Source organism: Segatella bryantii, assembly GCF_022024215.1.
GTDB lineage: Bacteria > Bacteroidota > Bacteroidia > Bacteroidales > Bacteroidaceae > Prevotella > Prevotella bryantii.
In genome coordinates this window covers 1289951-1310860 of sequence record NZ_CP091798.1, presented here as the reverse complement: position 1 = coordinate 1310860, position 20910 = coordinate 1289951, and the positions used below count along the sequence as shown (strand labels likewise).

General features: G+C 40.0%; 17 protein-coding genes. 10 read left to right on the top strand and 7 right to left on the bottom strand.

Annotated elements, in window-relative coordinates:
- The first annotated feature begins 457 nt into the window (after positions 1-457).
- From L6471_RS09570 to L6471_RS09560, 3 genes are all read left to right on the top strand, one after another.
- On the top strand, positions 458-1393 hold the full coding sequence (locus L6471_RS09570) for a hypothetical protein (RefSeq protein ID WP_237797269.1): 936 nt from the start codon (positions 458-460) through the stop codon (positions 1391-1393).
- Entirely contained in the window at positions 1368-3491 is a 2124-nt protein-coding gene (locus tag L6471_RS09565) for a hypothetical protein (RefSeq protein ID WP_094448750.1), read from the top strand. Before L6471_RS09570 ends, L6471_RS09565 begins: the two co-directional genes overlap by 26 nt.
- A 69-nt stretch (positions 3492-3560) precedes the next feature.
- Entirely contained in the window at positions 3561-5651 is a 2091-nt protein-coding gene (locus L6471_RS09560; protein WP_237797268.1) for a beta-galactosidase, read from the top strand.
- A gap of 38 nt (positions 5652-5689) precedes the next feature.
- Here L6471_RS09560 and L6471_RS09555 read toward each other — a convergent pair whose 3' ends face one another.
- Entirely contained in the window at positions 5690-6772 is a 1083-nt protein-coding gene (locus tag L6471_RS09555; RefSeq protein ID WP_074548705.1) for a hydroxymethylpyrimidine/phosphomethylpyrimidine kinase, read from the bottom strand.
- 193 nt (positions 6773-6965) lie between these two features.
- Between L6471_RS09555 and pdxS the strand changes: the two genes are divergently transcribed.
- The 3 genes from pdxS (at position 6966) to L6471_RS09540 (ending at position 10301) form a co-directional block, all read left to right on the top strand.
- A complete protein-coding gene (pdxS, locus tag L6471_RS09550) occupies positions 6966-7838 on the top strand; it encodes a pyridoxal 5'-phosphate synthase lyase subunit PdxS (protein WP_006281087.1) in 873 nt (290 codons plus the stop codon).
- A gap of 40 nt (positions 7839-7878) precedes the next feature.
- Positions 7879-8457, top strand: a complete 579-nt coding sequence (gene pdxT / locus L6471_RS09545; RefSeq protein WP_006281086.1) for a pyridoxal 5'-phosphate synthase glutaminase subunit PdxT — start codon at positions 7879-7881, stop codon at positions 8455-8457.
- A gap of 74 nt (positions 8458-8531) precedes the next feature.
- The gene (locus L6471_RS09540) at positions 8532-10301 is read left to right on the top strand and encodes a beta-ketoacyl synthase N-terminal-like domain-containing protein (protein ID WP_237797267.1); all 1770 of its coding nucleotides are present in this window, start codon (positions 8532-8534) and stop codon (positions 10299-10301) included.
- Here L6471_RS09540 and L6471_RS09535 read toward each other — a convergent pair.
- Positions 10279-11601, bottom strand: a complete 1323-nt coding sequence (locus L6471_RS09535; RefSeq protein WP_237797266.1) for a class I adenylate-forming enzyme family protein — start codon at positions 11599-11601, stop codon at positions 10279-10281. The genes L6471_RS09540 and L6471_RS09535 overlap by 23 nt on opposite strands.
- 83 nt (positions 11602-11684) lie before the next feature.
- Positions 11685-11912 (bottom strand): phosphopantetheine-binding protein, encoded by a 228-nt coding sequence (locus L6471_RS09530; protein WP_006281083.1) that lies wholly within the window; start codon positions 11910-11912, stop codon positions 11685-11687.
- A 131-nt stretch (positions 11913-12043) separates the two neighbouring features.
- On the opposite strand from L6471_RS09530, the gene L6471_RS09525 reads away from it, so the two are divergent.
- Positions 12044-12298, top strand: a complete 255-nt coding sequence (locus L6471_RS09525) for a hypothetical protein (protein ID WP_027452809.1) — start codon at positions 12044-12046, stop codon at positions 12296-12298.
- Positions 12299-12846: 548 nt separating this feature from the next.
- On the opposite strand, the gene L6471_RS09520 is transcribed toward L6471_RS09525, so the two are convergent.
- From L6471_RS09520 to L6471_RS09505, 4 genes are all read right to left on the bottom strand, one after another.
- Positions 12847-14967, bottom strand: coding sequence for a M3 family metallopeptidase (locus L6471_RS09520; RefSeq protein ID WP_027452808.1), 2121 nt, complete (start codon positions 14965-14967; stop codon positions 12847-12849).
- Between the two features lie 188 nt (positions 14968-15155).
- On the bottom strand, positions 15156-15899 hold the full coding sequence (locus L6471_RS09515) for a tRNA1(Val) (adenine(37)-N6)-methyltransferase (RefSeq protein ID WP_051214605.1): 744 nt from the start codon (positions 15897-15899) through the stop codon (positions 15156-15158).
- A gap of 45 nt (positions 15900-15944) precedes the next feature.
- On the bottom strand, positions 15945-16520 hold the full coding sequence (locus L6471_RS09510; RefSeq protein WP_237797265.1) for a TlpA family protein disulfide reductase: 576 nt from the start codon (positions 16518-16520) through the stop codon (positions 15945-15947).
- Positions 16521-16582: 62 nt separating this feature from the next.
- Entirely contained in the window at positions 16583-17386 is an 804-nt protein-coding gene (locus L6471_RS09505; protein WP_006281078.1) for an AraC family transcriptional regulator, read from the bottom strand.
- A 91-nt stretch (positions 17387-17477) separates the two neighbouring features.
- Here L6471_RS09505 and L6471_RS09500 point away from each other — a divergent pair, with 91 nt between their 5' ends.
- From L6471_RS09500 to L6471_RS09490, 3 genes are all read left to right on the top strand, one after another.
- On the top strand, positions 17478-18308 hold the full coding sequence (locus L6471_RS09500) for an alpha/beta hydrolase (RefSeq protein ID WP_237797264.1): 831 nt from the start codon (positions 17478-17480) through the stop codon (positions 18306-18308).
- A 73-nt stretch (positions 18309-18381) separates the two neighbouring features.
- Positions 18382-18873 (top strand): phenolic acid decarboxylase, encoded by a 492-nt coding sequence (locus L6471_RS09495; RefSeq protein WP_237797263.1) that lies wholly within the window; start codon positions 18382-18384, stop codon positions 18871-18873.
- A gap of 200 nt (positions 18874-19073) precedes the next feature.
- A complete protein-coding gene (locus L6471_RS09490; RefSeq protein ID WP_237797262.1) occupies positions 19074-20879 on the top strand; it encodes a hypothetical protein in 1806 nt (601 codons plus the stop codon).
- The last annotated feature ends 31 nt before the right edge of the window (positions 20880-20910 follow it).

Below are 20910 nucleotides of genomic sequence, written 5' to 3'. Positions count from 1 at the left end.
TGAGGAAAGCAAGATAGAATGTGCCCGTCGCCACTTCAAAACCATCAGCGACAACGGTTACATCTATGACGTTGCCAAGGATTATAAGAGTTTGTATGATATAGTAACGAAGTAATTTGCTTATCTTCGTGCTAATCATTTTTGGGCGGGAACTGATGAAATATTGCAGTTTCCGCCCGAAAAGCATATGATGATCAAAAATACACAGAACTTGATGCTGACTATCACGAAGGAAGTAAATTATAACTTATTATGTGATGGATTTGCAAAATGCAAATAACTCCTACTAAATTGTAGTTTTTTTTCTATTTTTTTGTATCCTATATATTTTTTTTGTTCCTTTGCATAGCTGATGAATTTTTGTATTAACATGAACAAGCATTTGGTATTTTATACTATAAAATCGCTTTTGCAGATCAGATGTTTTTTTCTGGTTCTGTTGTCTCTTTTCGTAGGAATGTTTTTCCTTGCTGGTTGCACGTATCAATCTCGTAAGGCTTATGGCGTTCGTTCGGCTTATTATTGGAGTACATCTTGGACCGACATACCTAAAAGTTATACTTTTACGAATCATCTTAATCGATTGTATGTTAGATACTTTGACGTGGTGTTGAATGAAAGTCGAGTGCCGGTTCCGAATGCAACATTTTCCTTTAACTCATCTCATGAATTTGTTGATAAAGAAAATGCAAAATCAGATATTTCTCGTGTGAGCGACAGCTTAGAAATAGTACCTGTTATTTTTATTGTCAACGAAGTGATGAGAAAACCACAACCACAATTGGCACAACAAATACTAGATCGCGTACTTCAGATGAATGCCACTAATGACATACACCGTGTGCACGAACTTCAGATAGACTGCGATTGGACTAATAGTACGCGTCAGCATTTCTTTTCCATGTTACAGCAGTTGCATACTTTAGCCTCAAAGCATCATATTACTTTATCTGCCACTATACGTCTGCATCAGTTGATGCAGAGTGCGCCTCCTGTTGATCGTGGTGTGTTAATGGTCTATAATACGGGTGATTTTACTCGACGTTCATGTGAACATCCTATACTTGATATGCGAGATATCAATCCTTATCTTGACTATTTAAGCGATTATAGTCTACCGCTTACGGCAGCATATCCGCTTTTTGCCTATCGTATAGCTTTCAGAGGTAATCACTATTTAGGTATTCTGCATGCTGATGATGATCTGCCTTTATTGCCTGGTGATACTGTGATTACTCGCAAGTCAACAGCAGAAGAAGTGCTCCTGGTGCAAAAGAAACTTATGGCTATACGTCCAGATATCAACGATGAAGTAATCGTATTCGACTTGAGTAAAAATCATTTATCCTACTATAAATCAAAAGATTATGAGAAAGTTTATCATCTGCATTAGTTTGATGCTGTCACAAGCAATCGGTACATGGGGGTGTGGTCCAATCGGACCTGTACATAATTATTATATGATGGATGTTTTTGGTCATGGGGGACAGGAAGCATTCTATGAACGTTTGCAGCAGTACTGGCGTAATTATACCGGAAAACAAGCTGAAGATTATTTTGACCCACAGTTGACTACCATTTATAAGTCGGCAGTTCGTAAGAATGATCGAGCGATGGCTGAGTATATCCGACTCACAAAGAATTATCGTTCGGTGTGTGATGCTATGAAGGATCGATGGAATTATCCGACAAAGGCAGAATTGTTGAAAATGAAGAGGCAGATGGCTGAAATAAAACGCAAGGCTCTTGCCTATACTCACGGGGCATGTCTGCCACAATATACCTTGCTGCTTATGCGTAGCAATATGTATTATGCAGAGGATGTTAAAAATTTGACTGTATGGAAGAGTAGGGCTTCTAAATTGCCTGCCGGTGTTTATCGGGATATGTGCCGTAATATCTATGCTCGAGCCCTTTATAAAACAGGAAATCGTAAAGGTGCTGCAGCTATTTATGCTCAACAGGGTGACTATGAAAGTTTGCGCTGGTGTGTGCAAAACTACTGGAAGCTTGATGGTATGAAGAAGATATATGCAGAAGATCCTAATTCGCCTACACTTGATTTCTTGGTGCAGAATTTTGTCAACTCAGTCCAGGAAAATTATGACAATTATTGGGAGGGCGAAATACAATCTTACAAGCCGCATGCTGATGCATTTGTACGATTTGCCAATCAAGTGATACGCGAAAATAAAAGCAAGGTTCCGGCTTTGTGGCAAGAGGCTATTGCCATGATACATTATTTACAGGGTAAGCCTCAGCTTGCTTTGCAGGAAAGTGAGAGGGCTATGCAGATGAAAGGTACACAGATGATGCTCGATAATGCCCGTTGTATACATCTGCTGTCTTATTCTCGCTGTATGAATAGGGATGCAAAGTACAGTGATGTGGTAACGCAAGAACTGGCATATCTTGACAGTAAGATTAAGGACAATGATGATGATAGCTATTTTTGTCGTGTTCGCCATCGTATACTTTATCAGAATATCGTGGAGCATTATCGTAAGGCTGGTGATCAGTATGGAGCTCTTGCTACGCTTGGTATTGTCCTTCAACCTAAACCTTCTGTCGAATCATTTTATTCTAATTACGAATATGAAGATAAGGTAGATTCGCTCTCAGCTGACCAGACACTGGCTTATGTTGATTATATCAAACAGCATAATGCTCATATGAAACAAGGGAAAGACGATGCGCTTACTCGATATATTATGCAGTGGTATGTGGGTAAAGGGAGTGTAGACCATTATATTGATGCTAACTATTTTGCTGATAGAATCGGTACGAAGTATTTGCGAGAAGGACGTTTTGCTGAGGCTTTGAAGTTTCTTGAGAAGGTTCCTTTAAGCTATGTGGCTCGTCAAGGATTAGCTTACTATATGGCTCGTCGTAGCTATAATCGTGACCGATGGATTGTTGGTCGACAAGTAGTAAAAGAGCGTGCTCCATGGTCAGAAGAAGAGTATGTAGAGTCTAGTCTTAAAAGTAATCAGAAAGTGGATTTCTGTAAAGAAATGCTTCAGCTGGAGTCTCAGTATCGTTTGGCTAAGAAAGAAACTCGGGCTGATATTGCTTATCAGTTGGCAAGCCGATATTATCAGGCTTCATGTTATGGTGACTGTTGGTATCTTACCCATTATGGATGGTCGTGTATCGACAGTGCTCGCAGCTATGAGAAAGATTTTGCACAAACTGCACTCACATATCTTGTTGAAGCACGCCGGATTTATGCATCGCCAGAAGTGATGAATGCGAACCATCAGGCTATGCGCCATCAGATAGCAACTCTTTATGCAGAAGCTTTTGTGCGTATGGAGATAGAAAGCAGAGTGTTCCATTTTTATGATGAAAACATACATGTGATAGCTGAATATCCTGCTGTAAAACCTTATTATACGCAGTTATTGGCACTTACACGACAATATCGTGACGATACAGAGCAGTATATTACAAGGTGTGATATTCTGAAGCGTTTTGCAACCCGACAATGAGTTTGGGTTGCCATATCCACGATTTAGTAGTTGGGTCTTTGACATCTGATAATCTAATGATAAATAACAATGAGAAAATTATTTTTTTCGATTTATTTCCTTTTTGCGGCTTCTTTAGGTTGGAGCCAAAATGCTGTAGTATCCTGGGATTCGCTCAGTCTCTCGATGAATCATCATCGGGTGTTGCCGGTCATGGGTGAAGTGCATTATTCACGTATTCCTGCAAGTGAATGGCGAAATGAACTGTTGAAGATGAAGGAAGGCGGAGTGACGTTTGTTGCAACATACGTTTTTTGGAATCATGTAGAAGAGCAGAAGGGAATCTTCGACTGGAGTGGTCAGCGTAATCTGCGACATTTTATAGAAATCTGTAAGGAACTGCAACTTCCTGTTATCGTACGCCTTGGTCCTTTCTGCCATGGAGAGGTTCGTAATGGTGGAATACCAGACTGGGTATTTCAGGAGGGGTGTCGACTTCGTTCTGAAGAACCTAAGTTCTTGAGTCTTGTCGAAAATCTCTATCGACAAATTTTTACTCAGATACAAGGTTTGCAGTGGAAGGATGGCGGACCAGTTATCGCAGCTCAGTTTGATAATGAATATCGGGGTAATGGAAGTTATCTTATGGCATTGAAGCGAATAGCTCAAAAGATTGGTTTCGATTTGCCTTTCTATACTCGTACCGGATGGCCTGCCCTTCGTACACCAATTCCTTATGGTGAAATGCTTCCGCTGTATGGAGATTATGCCGATGGTTTTTGGGATAAAGATATAAAAGAAGGTGCTGGCGATTACTGGAAAGCTTTTTCGTTTCGTTCTACCCGTACTAGTACGGCGATAGGTACTGATCTGCTGGGTAAACAGAAAGAACAGCGTAATGAACAGGCTTATCCGTATTTTACTTGTGAATTGGGTGGTGGTATGGTTACAAGCTATCATAAGCGCGTGTATATGTATCCTATGGATGCGTATGCTATGGCTGTAGTGAAGTTGGGAAGTGGTAGTAATCTGCTGGGATATTATATGTATCATGGTGGAACAAATCCTGAAGGTAAACTTACTGCCCTTAACGAGACTCAGCGTACTCCTGGAACAGCAAATAATGATTTGCCCGTAGTAACCTATGATTTTCAGGCTCCGCTCAATGAGTTTGGGCAGCGTAATCAGGTGTATTTTAAGTTGCGTCCATTACATATTTTTGCTAAATCCTTTGGCGAGTTATTGGCACCTATGACAGAGACTATCATTGATGGTAGTGCTGCTCTTAAGAAGGGCGATGACAGTAAGTTGCGATGGAGTTATCGAAGTAAGAACAAGCAGGCTTTTGTGTTTTGGAATAACTATGAACGATTTGCTCATCTTAGTGCCAAGAAAAATATTCAGTTTGAGGTTGAGGGCGTAAAATTTCCGAGTAGCCCAATAACGATTCCTGCTGGTACTGCAGGAATCTTTCCTGTTCGTGTCGAGGGGTTGAAGTATGCTACAGCTCAGTTACTCGATAAGAAAGATGGAAAACTTTATCTTATGGCGATACCAGGAGTAGATACCGAAATAGCCTTGGATAATGGAAAGGTGCTCAAGCATGTAAAGGCAAAAGGATTAAAGAAACCTGTTTATAAGAATATCTATCTACTCGATGAATCTACTGCAGAGTATTATCTGTTGGATGGTAATACACAGAATAAGCGTTTTTCTATGTTGGCGAATGATAATGTAACTGTTCGTAAAATTAAAGAAGCCAAAGAGTTGCGTACTATCATTAAAGGAAAAGCTAAAGTCGCAGAAGCTCCTTCAGAAGAAGATTGGAATCAGGCTGCCGTATATACTATTACTATCCCGAAAGTATTAAGCAACCCAAGCCAATGCACTACAACTGATACTGAATTGAAGTCTAAAAAAATGGCTCATGAGCGAATGTTACTTGAAATCGATTATCGTGGTGATTGTGCTCGTCTTTATGCTCATGGAAAACTTATTGAAGATAACTTTTATAATGGCCAGCCTATGCAGTATGACATAGCTCGGTTACCAGAACATATAGAAGACTTAGAACTTCGTATCCTTCCTAAGCAGAATGGTGCTCCGATATATTTTCCGAAGGAGGCCGACAGTCGTGAAGGTGAAAGTGTCAATAGCGTTGTACTGAAGAAAATCTGGTAAGCGCACGTGAAAAAATCAGTATTCATCACGATTTAAGGTCACACCTGTTTCCTGAATTCAGAAGGCGGTGTACCATATATTTGGATAAAAGCCTTGGTAAACTGGCTTTGTGTCTTAAATCCCAAATCATAGGATATCTCTTGTACGGAGCGAAATGTAGTTTGCAACATCTGTTTAGCTTCCTGCATGAGATATTCTGTGATAATCAATTTAGGCGACTTTTCTACCACTTTATTCGTAATAGATCCGAGATATCGTGTGCCGATGTTCATTTTATTCGCATAAAAGCTCACCTCGTGGTGTTCCTTAAAGTTGTCGGCCAAAATATCCATAAATACATTGTATAAGTCAACAGGTCTTACTGTTATTTTTTCGTCAGAGGTTACATTGTATACCACTTGGGTATGCATGTATTTATGTGCGATATGAACCGCACTGCTGAGGCTGTCTCCAAGCGCTAAACGAGTGGCTATGGCTGCAGACATGGCAGCTCCTACACCATGCCTCTGCCATCCCGCCATGTTAAGAGAAGTATAAAACTGTTTGAATCCATCGTAATAGAGTAAAGCTGTTACACTATTATCCTTAACATGTCCTCCACGTAACATGATACCCTTGGCTCCCATAGCACTGAATTTACGGGCAGCTTTTATCATAGCATCAGATGTTTTGATACTCATATCAAGAACCTTTTCAGCTTCGTCACATTTAATGATGAGCAATTTGGCTTTTGGTATAAGAAATGTTTTCCAGGCATGAATGGCCTCCATAGACATGAGATACTCGCCCTTAGATGACAATATACCGGGAACGATGATAAGATTATCGCAGTGTTCTACCTCCTTGCTCAATTCGATAATCGTCTCCACATCACGTATCATACCCATTTTGATCGCCTTCGGGTGCTGGGTGCTGATGATGCTCTGTACCTGTCGGAGTACTACATGAAAGGGAAGGTCGAATATTCGCTTGATGTGTTTATCGTCTTGTATGGTGATAGAGGTTATAGCTGTGAGTGCATGTCCCCCCATGGCAGATATCGTCTTGATATCCTGCTGTATACCCGTTCCACCTGTGTTGTCAGAACCGGTAATGGTTAATATAGGAGTTAATGTATTCATGAGAGCAAAGGTACATTTTTTTTTAATAGAATAAGAATAGAGTTCCGAAAATGATAAATGAAATTCATATAATCACAAACGATTTGCTGGAATCGGACTAATGTTATTGGGTATAGGAACGTTTTTTTTGACAATTCAGTTTTTGTTCTCACCTTTGCAGTCGGAACGTAAAAATAATAACAGATATAAAAAAATGGAAGATAGAACAACTTTGAATCGCAATCTCGCCCAAATGTTAAAGGGCGGAGTAATTATGGACGTAACCACTCCTGAACAGGCTAAGATCGCGGAAGCAGCAGGTGCTTGTGCTGTTATGGCGCTCGAACGCATTCCTGCTGATATCCGTGCAGCTGGTGGTGTTTCACGTATGAGCGATCCTAAGATGATTAAAGGTATACAGGAGGCTGTTACGATTCCTGTTATGGCTAAGTGTCGTATAGGCCACTTCGTTGAGGCTCAGATTCTCGAGGCTATTGAGATCGATTATATTGACGAGAGTGAAGTTCTCTCTCCAGCAGATGATGTATATCATATCGACAAGCGCAAGTTTAAAGTGCCTTTCGTTTGTGGTGCCAAAGATTTGGGCGAAGCATTAAGACGTATCAATGAGGGTGCTACAATGATTCGTACTAAGGGTGAACCGGGTACTGGTGATGTCATTCAGGCTGTACGCCACATGCGTATGATGCAGAGTGAAATACGTCGACTCACCTCGCTTAGCGAAGATGAGCTCTATGAAGCAGCTAAACAATTGCGTGTGCCTTATGAGTTGGTAGCGTATGTTCATGAGAACGGTAAACTTCCTGTAGTCAATTTTGCTGCAGGTGGTGTGGCTACTCCTGCTGACGCTGCACTCATGATGCAACTTGGTGCAGAGGGTGTATTCGTAGGTAGTGGTATCTTTAAGAGCGGTAATCCTGTGAAGCGTGCTCAGGCTATCGTGAAAGCTGTAACCAATTATCAGAATCCTGCTATCATCGCTGAACTCAGTGAGGATTTAGGTGAGGCTATGGTCGGTATCAATGAGAGTGAAATCGAATTGCTCATGGCTGAAAGAGGAAAGTAACAACAATACAAAATCTAAGTATACTATAAAGCTTAAGATCATGAAGATTGGCGTTTTAGCTTTACAGGGAGCATTTGCTGAACATCAGCAGATGCTCCATCGTTTGGGAGTTGAGTCAGTTCAGATACGTAATTTGGCTGATTGGAACGAGGCTTTGAGTGATGCCCAGCAGCCGATAGTAGGTCTTATTATTCCTGGTGGTGAGAGTACTGCTATGATGAGAATAATGAAAGATGAGTTATTGTGGCAGCCTTTGCAGGATGCTATTGCCAAAGGGCTTCCTGTATTTGGCACCTGTGCAGGATTGATTTTGCTCGATCATACACATCTCAATACAATGAATATTGACGCTCGTCGCAATGCTTACGGTCGACAGTTGGGCAGTTTCCGTGTGGAGAGTGATGTTAAGGGTATCGGTAGTGTTCCAATGACGTTTATTCGTGCTCCTTATATTGAAGAAATAGGTGAGAATGTAGATGTTTTAGCTCAAGTAGATGGCCACATCGTTGCAGCCCGACAGGGAAATCAACTTGTTACAGCCTTTCATCCTGAGCTTGATGAAGATACACATATTCACCAGTATTTTCTTTCTCTTTGCACGCAAGCCAAGGCTGTGTAGTCTTAAGATTTCTATTCCGTTTAAGCGAGTAATCACTCAAAAATGATTACCTTTGCAGACGTTTAAACGTTAAGATGATGATAGAAATCATAGCAGATAATATCATTTCTCCTTTGGGTATTTCCTCAAAGGAGAACTATGAAAATGTAAAGGCGGGTGTCACTGGTCTGCAGAAGTATGAACATAAGTTTAATCTTGATTTTGCATTTACTGCATCGTTGATGCCCGAAAAGTTTTGGGAAGATAGCTCATCTTTTTTAGGACTTAGCAGATTTGAGAAGATGGCTGTTCGTTCTGTTCAGGGTGCTATACGTGAAATACCTGATGGGACAGATTTTGATATTACCTCTGGTCGTACATTATTCATCTTAAGTTCTACTAAAGGTAATGTAGAACTACTTCCTGATGTTGAACGTGTTAGCTTGGTTAATAGTGCTCATGTAATAGCACAGAAGTTAGGTATTACATCTACTCCTCAGGTAGTGTGCAATGCTTGCATTTCGGGTGTGCATGCTCTACTTGTGGCAAAGCGCTTCATAGCGTGTGATGCGTATGATTATGTTATTGTCTGTGGATGTGATGTACAGTCATCTTTTACTATTTCAGGTTTTCAGTCGCTTAAAGCCTTGTCAGCTTCTCCGTGTCGTCCTTTTGACATAGATCGAAACGGATTAAATTTGGGAGAGGCTGCTGCTACTGTGATTCTTCATAAGGCCGATTGGCATCCGGATCATTGGTATCTTGCTTCGGGAGTAGTACGTAATGATGCTTACCATCAGACGGCACCTTCGCCTAAGGCTACTGGTCTGGCTATGGCTATTCATCGTACGATGGAGGATTATCCTGCAGAAATACTTGCATGTGTTAATACACATGGTACATCAACATTGTTTAATGATGAAATGGAGGCTGTAGCTTTATCTCGCGAAGGACTTGCTGATATCCCTGCTAATTCACTTAAAGCTTATTATGGTCATACGATGGGTGCTACAGGCGTGCTCGATATCATTATTACTCGTATGGCTGTAGATGATCATACCGTATTGGCCACCAAAGGATTTGATGAACTTGGTGTCAGTAAACGTGTGAATATTGTGACTCAGAATACGACTACAGATAAGCAGGCTTTTCTGAAGACAATTGCGGGCTTTGGTGGTTGTAATGCGGCAATATTAGTAGCTAAAGGTGCTGTTATTAAACCTGAAAGCTCATCTATTAAACGATCGTTTACTGTTAAGCATCAGTTGAGTATCCGAAATCAGCATATTGTGTTGGATGGACAAGACTATACTATTGCTCTTGAGGATGCCAACGAGCCATTGTCTGAAATGGGTATTTCCTTTCTAAAACAAGTATATAAATTTGAAATAGGCGATTATCCTCGTTTTTACAAAATGGATAATCTAAGTAAACTAGGGTTTGTTGCATCTGAGCTTCTTCTTCATGCTGTCCGGAAGGATTCTTCTGTAGAGGTTACTTCCGCTTCGTCTTTTGCCGGACAGAGTGGAGAAGATACAGCCATTCTATTATATAGCAAGTATGGATCTATCTCTACTGACCATAGTTATGCGCTTTCCATGCAAGATATTCCTAGTCCACATCTTTTTACGTATACTTTGCCGAATATGGTAACCGGAGAAATTGCTATTCGCCAGGGGTATCATGGTGAAACTTCTTTCTGTTTGCTTCATGATAATCAAGATGTTACTGCATTATTGCGTGAAGCGCAAAGCATGCTCTCAAGTGATGCTCCAATAACAAAAGCTATTGTAGGTAGTATAGACTATCTTTCGGATAACAATTTTGAAGCGCAACTCTGCTTTATCGATAGTATTTACGATTGAGTTTACCGTTAAAGGTACGCTCTATCTTATCTACCTTTTCATAGTATATAGGTACTTTATACGATTCTAGTTTGCTGGCAATAAAACGGGCTATTGATTTTTTATCGATTTCGTCTTTCTCGCTGACAATCAAGAGTTTGGTTACGACCCCGATAACTGGATGTTCGGCAGCAATACAGATACACTCCTTGATATCGGGTAGCGACAGTGCAACGTCCTCTACTTCAGTAGGTGCTACTTTGTAGCCACCTATATTAATGACATCGTCTTGTCTTCCTAACATATGTAGACGTCCTTCGCTGTCTATTTCTCCATTGTCAGAAGTATAGATGGTACCATTGTTCAAAACGAGTCGTGTCATCTCTTCATCGCCAACATATCCCAACATCAGTGTGTCTCCCTGACAGGCTATTCTACCTTCTGCAGTAATGAAGAAGTGAGAATGTTTCATCGCTTTTCCCAGACAGTTAGCTTTACTTTCCGGGGTGTTGAAATTATAGGTAGCGATAATGCCCGTTTCTGTAGAAGCATAAGTATTATAGAGGCGTGAAGTAGGAAGTGTTTTGCGAAGTAAATCAAGATCTTTTTGTGAGATAGCTGAAGCTCCAGTCTCGATAAAATCTATTTTGTGGGCATAAGTATGCAGGCGATTGCTACTGAATGTCAGCAAGATACGAATATTGGTTGGAACGAGGAAAGTGGCCATCTTACTGCAAGGATAGTCAAGAGCTGTGTAGAAAGCGTTTAGGTCTTTCATGCCTTGAAGCAGATAGAGGGTAGCACCACACATTAGTGTAGGATACACTTTAGAAAGACTGCCGATATGGTTGAGTGGTCCGCTGATAATAAAGACTAGATCTTTGTTGAATCCTTGAGCCTCTTTTAGATTATCTGCATTTGCAAGTATTGCGCGATGACTAATCATAATACCCTTAGATTTTCCTGTTGTGCCCGTAGTAAAAAGAATATCGGCCACTTCTTTTGGGAATATCATGTGCTCCACTTGCTTTTGAATGGTCGAAAAAGTCTCTTCGGTAGCATCCTTCTCAAGAGGAACAGCAATGTTTCCACTGAGATGAATAGCAAAATAGGTTACCAGAAAATCGATGGTCTGACTACTTCTAAAAACAATCGCACGATGAGATTGATGCTTATTTGTAGCAAAGCGCTGACATATTTCTGCTGCGCGTTTTTTTATCTTATCGTATAGTTGCTCATAAGTTACCTTTTGTCTATCACATATTATAGCAATCTTTTGAGGTTGTTTTTCAGCGAAAAGTTTAATATAGTCTTCTATCATGAATTCAATTATTCGGACCGAGTAATAATAAGCAATCTTGTAATTTTGATCTTGAAAAAACTTGTATTCAACACATAACAAGATTATTGTTGTAATTTGTTCTCAACCATTTTGGTGAGATTCTCTAAGTTTTTGAAGTTTTTAGGTGTCACATCCTCTGATTCCAAGCAGATGTGATATTCCTCAGAGAGCAGCATCAGTATAGTGGTGATGCCCAGTGAGTCGAGCTCACTGAAAAGAAATTCAGAATCTAAATCAACGAGTGGGAGAGCTTCTTCGAGCAATTCACGTATTCTTTCTTTTTTTTCCATTGTTCATTGTTTTTTGGGAACGCAAAGATAACTATTTTGAGTAACATTAGCAAAAAAGTGGCTATAGTTTTCTTGTTATTGGCAATTTTTAGCTAACTTTGTTAACCGTACTAATAAAATCAATTTAAATTATGGAAAACAATAACAACGAACAGTCAGTGACTATTACTCCAGAAATGGCAAAAGTTGGTGAAGAACTTTTTAACGAATTCATCAAGAAATTTAATGAGAATAAGTATCAGCCTCTTGAGGGTTTAGCCGTATTGTCTCTCGTTAGTGCGAATCTTTGTGCTAATATAGATAAAGCTCTCAATATGCCTGCAGGTACTACAGCTAAGGCTTTTCAAAGTACAGACCTTACTTTGGGTGTAGCTGAGCAGAATTAATTTTTACTAACATGATGTTGTAAAAAAATGGAGCATCTCGTATTTTCGCTAAAATACGAAATGCTCCAAAGTCATTTTTTACGTTTTACCAAATCAATAATTTGTTTTTTACTAATCTATTAACTTTTTGAAGTTATCGTTGATTCCCATCAATCTTATTACCTTAAAAAAACTAATCCTATGAAGATCTAAGTGTTTTCAATATTCGTATTTATATAATTCTTATATGGAAAATGCAAAACTATCATCCCTTTGATAGCATGTCTATCATCTTTGATTGACATTGCAAATATAGAAATAACTTCCTGATAATGCAAAATATTTAAGTAAAGTTGATAGTTTTATCAGCTAACTGGTTAATTTTAAGATTTTAAACTTTTAAAATTAACATTTTTAAGAATTAGGAATGTTGTTCTTTAACAGTTTTAAAAGTATGCTGTAGAGTAACCAAAAAAATACTCTGCCAAAGTTTGACAGAGTATTTTATAGATGTAAGCCCGTTTGATAACAAAGGCTTATAGGTTTTTATATGATCTAATAAATCTTTCTTACATACCTCTAGCTTTGAGAAGCGCAGAAGCATCAGGAGCCTTTAAACCTGTGAGGTCTGAGAAAGCCTTCATCAAGTCTACAGTGTAACCTTTACTTAAGATCTTATCGCGCATGGCCTGACCAGTAGCAGGCTTCAGTGCACCATTTTTCTCGAAGAAATTAGCAATGTTAACAGCTAAGACCTCAGTCCAGAGATAGCTGTAGTAACCTGCAGCATAACCGCCACCCCAAACATGATTGAAGTAAGAAGTAGAGTATCTTGGTGGAACTTGACTGTCTAGCAATCCAATTTCTTTCAGCGCTTTTGCTTCGAAAGCATTTGCTTCGCTAGCTAAAGGTACATCCTTAGAAGGTAATACATGCCAAGCCATATCAAGACATGTTGCTGCCAAATTCTCACCGAGAGCATAGGCTGCCTGATAATTGATAGAGCTTAGCATTTTTTCCTTTAAGTCAGCAGGCATAGCCTGACCTGTTGTAGCATGCTTTGCATAGTGGTCGAATACCTCAGAAATAGGAGCAAAGCTTTCATTAAATTGTGATGGCATTTCCACGAAATCGCGAGGTACGGCAGTACCGCTTAGCGTATTATATTTACAATTGCTCAGAATGCCATGTAGTGCATGACCAAACTCATGGAACATTGTACATACTTCATCCCAGCTGGCCAGTGAAGGCTGTCCCTCTGGTGCTTTGGCCATATTACATACATTATATATAAGAGGTAACTGATGGCGATACGTACTTTGTTTTGCGAAAGAACTCATCCATGCACCACCGCGTTTGGTAGGGCGACGGAAATAGTCTACATAGAAGAGGGCGATAGTTTTGCCATTCTTGTCGCTTACCTCGAACACCTTCATGTCAGGGTGATAGGTAGGAATGTCTGTACGAGGCTTAAAGTTCAAGCCATATACTCGATGAGCTGCATAGAATACACCATTAACCAGTACACTGTCGACATTGAAATATGGTTTTACATCATCTTCAGAGAGATTATATTTCTCCTTCTTCATCTTAGCAGAATAGTAGAATCTATCGTAAGGCTGAAGCTTAAAGTCGGCGCCCATAGACTTTTGAGCATATTTTTCTATTTCTGCAGTTTCAGCATCAGCTATAGGTTTGTAAGAAGCGATAAGATTCTTTAAGAAAGCATACACATTATTCGTGTTTTTCGCCATTGTCTTATCGAGCGAATAAGAAGCATAGTCTTTGTAGCCCATGAGTTCACCCTTCATAGCGCGAAGTTTTGCCATCTCACTAACGATAGGGAAGGTATTGAATGATCGGGTACCGTCTGCACGATGTACTGAAGCCTCGTATACGCGACGGCGGAGTTCACGATTGTCAAGCGAAGCCAAGATAGGCTGCTGGGTAGTATTGACAATAACAATACAGTAAGGAGTTTTGCTACCACGGCTCTCTGCGTCTTTTTTACACTGAGCGATATCCGCATCACTTAGGCCAGCGAGTTCCTCTTTAGAATTCACCCATACCACGCTACTGTTTGTAGCCTCAGGTAACAGGTTACCCCAGTCTTGTTGCAGTTCAGAGATACGGTTGTTAATCGTTTCCATACGCTTTTTCTTATCGGCAGCAAGATTGGCGCCAGAGCGTACAAAACTCTTGTAAGTCTCTTCAAGAAGTCGTTTGTCTTCGCCTTTCAGTTTCTTATATTCGTGGTCGTAAACATATTTTACACGTTCCCAGAGCTTTTGGTTAAACGAAAGTTCGTTTTCCAAAGCGGTAAGTTCAGGCATAATCGCCTTTTCAGTTTCAGCGATTTCCTTTGTTTTGTCAGAACTGGTAAGGCAGAAGAAGATGCTAGAAACACGGTCAAGCAGATTACCACTTTCTTCATAAGCGAGAATAGTGTTAGCAAAGGTAGGTTTTGCTTTGTTCTCTACAATGCGCTTTACGGCAGCACGCTGCTGTGCGATACCTGCCTGTAGTGCAGGAAGATAGTGTTCGTACTTAATTTTGTTGAAATCAGGTGCACCAAAAGGCAGTGTGCTTGGGTGCATTAATGGGTTGTCATTTGTGTTTGTTGCCATAGCTAACATCGTACTAGATGCCAAACAGGCTGTTAGAAACGTCTTTTTAAGTTTAGCGTTCATGATGAATTAATAATGTTGTTTTGATAATTTGATAATGTTGTACATTGTTATAATTTGATGCAAAGATAGCGAAATAATCTAATATTTTGAAATAATTTCTGTATATTTGCACAAATATAATATCATTTTGACAAGATTGTGATATGGATACTTATTTAGAATTATAGAGTAATATTAAATGTTGATTTTTATCGATCCAAGTGAAAATCTTTCATCAACTGTAAATACCAGGTAGATCGTTGGCGTTCTTCGTTCAGCATGCAGCATACATGCTCTTGCGGTGCTCTTTCTCTTCCTTTTCGGTGTACTAGAACAAATCGTTTAGCCTCCTTTTCGGGTACTGTCTTAATCTTGTATATATCCTGAAGAGAGAAGCCTACGATGGTACATTCAGCCGAAAAATCCTCTAGTACCTCTTTTGGAATACATACAGAAAAAAATCCCCCAGGCTTGAGGAGCTGATAAGCCCCCTTGATAAGTATTGAAAAAGGCAGACTTGAACTGTGGCGTGCTCTTGTCTTGCTTAGATTGTTACATTCCAAGCTTTTATCAAAGTAGGGTGGATTACATACTACACTGTCATAGATGGGCATTGTATCTTTCACCTCTTTTATATAATCCTGAAATGCTATGTGCTCCAATTTGATACGGTCGGCAAAGGGCGAAGCAACAAAGTTGTCTTTTGCATCGAGTACTGCATTCTCGTCTATTTCTATAGCTTGAATCTGAGCATTGGGAAAACGTTGAGCGAGCATCAGTGATAGAACACCTGTGCCAGTTCCGATATCAAGAATGTTGTTACCACCAGCAGATAGTGTTCCTAAAAGATCACTGTCAGTACCCACACGCATGGCTGCATGATTCTGGGTAATGGTAAACTGCTTATATCGAAAGATATGATTTTCTTCTGTATGTCTGTTTTCTTTGCTCATGTACGTATAATTTAGGTAAAATCAGAATATTTACAGTTATCAATGCTATTCGTTCATTTTAGACTTCAACTCCTCAAGTTTTTGAGCCAATTTATCAATGCTTACTGTAGCAAATTCCACTTTGTTGTCTGGGGTTAAAATATAATAGGTTGGAAGCCAACTGATATGATAATCTTTAGATACCTGCGATTCTTTCCATTTCTTGAGTTCGCAGAGTTCTACAATATTTCCCCCTTTAAAGGTTTCAGAATAGCATTTCTGCCATGCTGCAGAGTTTGTATCAAATGAAATGCCATAGAAGTGAGGAGTGCGATAAGTATTAACAATGTCATTCATTTTTGGTAAGTCTCGTCGGCAGTCAGGACACCATGAAGCCCAAAACTCGATAACCTTATAAGTTTTTGTATCTTGATATAGATTATATTTCTTTCCTTGATAATCTGGCAGAGAGAAGTTAGGAGCTTTTTCGCCCGGTTTAAGCAGATTTTGGGCATAGAGTGCATCGACGTCAGTAGAGTCTATTACTGCAGCAGGGGTATTCTTCTGAGCTGTAGCTGGCATAGTCATCGCCGCAATCAGCAGAGCCATGGAAATCATTTTTTTCATATATCTTGTATTCATAGATTAATATTCTTAGATTTATTATGTACTGCAAAGGTAGTAATAATTTAGTAAATTCAGTTCTATTTTCGCTTAAAGAGTTCGGTAGGCGTCATTCCCATGATTTGTTTGAATGTGCGGTTGAAATTTGCAGCACAACTGAATCCCGTTTCTAAAGCTATCTCGTTGATGTTGAGTCCGCCATCGGCCATCAATTCTATAGCATGGGTGATGCGCTGATAATTCAGATAGTTGTTATAGCGTATGCCGATGTCATGAAAGAGTCGGCTGAGTGTACGTATTGACATATGGGCTGCTCGTGCAACATCCTCCAGCCGTATATCTTCGTGAAGATGTTCATTTATATAGCTAAGTGCTGGTTCTATTCTAGTATCCCGTGTTGCTATAATACCTTTCAGTGGTCTTTCATAGGCCTTACAGGCTAGAGGCATCTGCCTGAAGAACGACAGGGCAAATGTATATGTATCTTTATCAGTAGAATCGTTGAGTTTAGTCTTCATGCTTGATATATAATGCATATTTTCAGATGCCCATCGGTTAGTATTGAAAATGGCAAATTTTTTTCGTTGATCGTTTTGGTGAAATTTAAGGGGTACATAATAAATTATAAGCGATATAGCTTTATTGTTACTTGACAAGGAATGACTTTTCCCAGCCGGTATCCAGCAGATATGGCATTCTGGCACAAAATATATCTTGTCTTCTACAGTAATATGTAGGGTTCCCTGTAGAGTGAATATTATTTGATATTGCTCATGGATATGTTTTTCTAGATCCATTCCTTCTCTGCCTGTGTACTTGATAAGTATTTCTTCTGATGAAGCCTCACTTACTTTCTTAAGATATTTTTTTTGCTCTTCGTTCATTGGCATAAAATGCTAAATAGTTGTCTTAATATGCAAATATGGTGCAAAGATAATGTTTTAATTTTGCATCAAGAAACAGAAAATGATAAAGATGATGAATAAAAAGACATTGTTAGCTATCGCTATAGTATGTTGGGGCTACGTTTTCCCTATGCAAGCCCAGAAAATAGAGAATTTTACTTTACAGGGTTCCAAGGGCAAATTAGCTGCAACATTGCAGGCTCCGAAGCTAAAGAGCGGGGAGAAAGTGCGTTTGGTTGTTATTTGTCATGGCTTTGGATCAGATAAGGAACGTCCTTTGCTCAAGGCTATCGCCGACAGCTTGCAGAGTAAAGGTATTGCTAGTATCCGCTTTGATTTTAATGGTTGTGGCAAGAGTGAGGGTAAGTTTCAAGACATGACAGTTCTTAACGAGATAGAGGATGCTAAGGATGTAGTCGCTTATGCTTTAACGTTGCCTTGGGTTAGTGATATCAGTATGGTTGGCCATTCGCAAGGAGGAGTGGTCACTTCGATGGTAGCCGGACAGCTTAAAGGTTCCATTCGTAGTATAGCTTTGTGTGCTCCGGCCGCAGTACTTCGCGACGATGCCCTTCGTGGAAGTACACAGGGAAGTATTTACGACCCTCATCATATTCCCGAATATGTAGACAGTCCAAGAGGTTTACGTATTGGTCGCGATTACTTTATGACAGCCCAGACATTGCCGATTTACGAGACCGCAAGACAGTATACTGGACCAGTACTCTTAGTGCATGGCACATGGGATGTGATAGTACCTTACACCTATAGCGAGCACTATCATGAGGTATACCAGAATAGTGAACTCCGATTGTTGGCCGGTGTAGATCATAGCTTTACAGGTGAGTCTGCTCGTAGAAAGGCAGCCGGAATGGTCGCAAAGTTTATTCAGGAACATTAAGTACCTCTAAACATTTCAAGTAATCTCTAAATAAATAATAGAAATAAATTCAATTCAATTAAATGATTTAAGTATGGAAAAATTTATAGGAATGCATTTTATTTATACCTATGCTAATGGCTGGGAGTATGAGTTTTATGTAAAGAACGAATCTACGGTAGACTATCGCATACATAGTGGTATGGTAGGTGGCCGATGGGTACGAGATCAGAAAGCTGATATCGTTAAGCTTACAGATGATGTTTATAAGGTATCATGGACAGAGCCAACCGGTACTGATGTTAGTTTGAATTTCATGTTGAAGGAAAATAAAGTACATGGTGTAATCTTTTTCCCAAAATGGGTACACGACCATCCTGAGATTACTATATGTTTCCAGAATGATTATATAGCAAAGATGGAAGAGAGCCGTCTTAAATATGACACTTATCCAAAGTATGTAGTGCCGGAGTTTGCCGAAATAACATATGCCAAGAATGAGGGAGTCAATAATGAGAAAGTTATCGCTATAGCGCCTTATCCTGAAATGGCAGATGATATCCGTTCAGGCAAGCTCACATTTTAGCTAAAGACTACGGTTATATGGGGGCTTCTTTGCTTTTTGCACGTGTTTGGTTGACAATATTTTGGAGTTTATAGATATTATTTCTTAAAATCACATCTCATCTCTATTTTTGCATAAAATTAAAATGTCGTGATTGACATCGTTATTGATTTGTCTATTTGATATTACGGCATGTTTTATGATTGAAAATAAAAAAGTAGATGAAAAATAATGTGATAATAGCAGCTATGCTGCTATGTGCCAGTGTAAATTTGGCTCAGAATTCCAATCAGAGTAAAGGTCATAAGAATATGGGGGCGGCTGTAAATATGCCCGTTCCCTTTACGGTGAATGTTGCAGATTCATTAATGATTAACGATCTACATCTTGATGCGAAACAGGCGAAAAAAGTGAAGAAGCTCAATAAAAAATATGCTAGCATCATCGATGGCACTGGTCTGAAATCTACTAGTAGCAAACCTTCTGGTGATGGTCCTGATGGTGCTTCTCATGGTATAGGTGGTCCTGGTGGCGGCCAACCAGGAGGTTTCGGCGGAGGTATGTCTGGTGGCATGGACAGTCCTGGTAGTGGTTTTGGAAGAGGAGGCATGGGTGGTCCTGGCGGCGGTCGTGGTCAGGGCGGTCCTCAAGGTGGTCCTCAAGGATGGCCTGGGAAGAGCACCTCAACTTCATCGCTTGATCTTGATGCTAAGCAAACTAAATATGAAAAGAAACTCAAGAAGATTCTTACAGAAGAGCAGTATTCGGGCTATCTCAAGATAAAACCTCGTTTCTATGCTCAGCGAAGCATTCGCGAATTTCTTCTCGGCAATCCATTTATGATGGAGCGTAATGATCAGAAACCTCCACAGAATGGGCATCAGATATCAGGTGCACATGGAGGTCCTCATGGTTGGCCTGGTGGTGGAAGTCGCGAGTCTGTAGGTAGTAAGAGTGAAACGGGGTATAGCCAGTCAGAGGGAACGGCTACCAAGAATGGTACATTGACCTCTACCAAAGTTGATGAGAATGCCGTTCAAGTTACAGGTGGAACACTCCAGTTAGTTCAAGCTAATATCAAGAAGATTTCTGGTGACAGCAAAGATTCGGATGGTAGCAGCTTCTATGGCACTAATTCTGCAGTATATGTTAGTGGTAGTGGTAGTATTATTAATATGGATGGAGGATCTGTCACCACCGATGCCATAGGTTCCAATGCTCTATTTGCCTATAATGGCGGAACGCTAAATGTCTCTAATGTAAGTGTCCACAATACCAAGAGTCTTTCACGCGGTATCCATGCTACGGGTGGCGGAATTATTAACGCCCGTAATTTGAATATAGTCACAGAGGGACGTAATTCTTCTGTGGTAGCCACTGATCGTGGTGGTGGAACAATATCGGTTTATGGAGGAAGTTATAGCTGTACGGGGGAAGATTGTGCCGTGCTATATTCAACGGGCCATATAACAGCGAACCAAATATCCGGTGAGTCTCGTCAAGGTGAAATCTGTGTTATCGAGGGTGACAACAGTGTAACTATCAATAACTCCGATATGACATCGGGTGATAGTCGATGGGGAATGATGATATTGCAAAGTGGTTCAGGTGATGCGGAAGGGTATAATGGTAAGATTACAGTAAACCATTCTCGTCTGAAACTAACCGATAGTAAGGCACCGCTGTGTGAAGTTCCAACTAATATTACAGGCACACTTATCCTCAACGATGCTGATCTGCATGTACCAAGTAAGATTTTAATGCGTGTAGAGTATTATAATCGATGGCACACCAAAGGTGGTACAGGAAATCTTATCCTGTCTACCGATTCTTGTAAAGTATATGAAGGGACAGTGGTAAAAGATAACTACGGACATGTGAATGTAACTGTTCGTAAGGGAGTAACTTGGTTGTTGACGGCAGATACCACAATCGATAAACTTACAGTAGAGCAGGGAGGTAAAGTTTTTACAAATGGTTACAGCTTGAAATATTTAGTCTCTGATATTCAGGGAGATATTAATTAATGTCTATTCGATAGAAATGTTTGTGGAAAAT

What these genes read in the sequence shown, in the direction of transcription:
- L6471_RS09495 (WP_237797263.1), top strand. Translation starts at nt 18,382, where the DNA reads ATGGAAAAATTTATAGGAATGCATTTTATTTATACCTATGCTAATGGC.
- L6471_RS09560 (WP_237797268.1), top strand. Translation starts at nt 3,561, where the DNA reads ATGAGAAAATTATTTTTTTCGATTTATTTCCTTTTTGCGGCTTCTTTA.
- L6471_RS09565 (WP_094448750.1), top strand. Translation starts at nt 1,368, where the DNA reads ATGAGAAAGTTTATCATCTGCATTAGTTTGATGCTGTCACAAGCAATC.
- L6471_RS09530 (WP_006281083.1), bottom strand. Translation starts at nt 11,912, where the DNA reads ATGGAAAAAAAAGAAAGAATACGTGAATTGCTCGAAGAAGCTCTCCCA.
- L6471_RS09525 (WP_027452809.1), top strand. Translation starts at nt 12,044, where the DNA reads ATGGAAAACAATAACAACGAACAGTCAGTGACTATTACTCCAGAAATG.
- L6471_RS09490 (WP_237797262.1), top strand. Translation starts at nt 19,074, where the DNA reads ATGAAAAATAATGTGATAATAGCAGCTATGCTGCTATGTGCCAGTGTA.
- L6471_RS09570 (WP_237797269.1), top strand. Translation starts at nt 458, where the DNA reads ATGTTTTTCCTTGCTGGTTGCACGTATCAATCTCGTAAGGCTTATGGC.
- L6471_RS09520 (WP_027452808.1), bottom strand. Translation starts at nt 14,967, where the DNA reads ATGAACGCTAAACTTAAAAAGACGTTTCTAACAGCCTGTTTGGCATCT.
- L6471_RS09535 (WP_237797266.1), bottom strand. Translation starts at nt 11,601, where the DNA reads ATGATAGAAGACTATATTAAACTTTTCGCTGAAAAACAACCTCAAAAG.
- L6471_RS09515 (WP_051214605.1), bottom strand. Translation starts at nt 15,899, where the DNA reads ATGAGCAAAGAAAACAGACATACAGAAGAAAATCATATCTTTCGATAT.
- L6471_RS09510 (WP_237797265.1), bottom strand. Translation starts at nt 16,520, where the DNA reads ATGAATACAAGATATATGAAAAAAATGATTTCCATGGCTCTGCTGATT.
- L6471_RS09500 (WP_237797264.1), top strand. Translation starts at nt 17,478, where the DNA reads ATGATGAATAAAAAGACATTGTTAGCTATCGCTATAGTATGTTGGGGC.
- L6471_RS09555 (WP_074548705.1), bottom strand. Translation starts at nt 6,772, where the DNA reads ATGAATACATTAACTCCTATATTAACCATTACCGGTTCTGACAACACA.
- L6471_RS09540 (WP_237797267.1), top strand. Translation starts at nt 8,532, where the DNA reads ATGATGATAGAAATCATAGCAGATAATATCATTTCTCCTTTGGGTATT.
- L6471_RS09505 (WP_006281078.1), bottom strand. Translation starts at nt 17,386, where the DNA reads ATGAACGAAGAGCAAAAAAAATATCTTAAGAAAGTAAGTGAGGCTTCA.
- pdxT (WP_006281086.1), top strand. Translation starts at nt 7,879, where the DNA reads ATGAAGATTGGCGTTTTAGCTTTACAGGGAGCATTTGCTGAACATCAG.
- pdxS (WP_006281087.1), top strand. Translation starts at nt 6,966, where the DNA reads ATGGAAGATAGAACAACTTTGAATCGCAATCTCGCCCAAATGTTAAAG.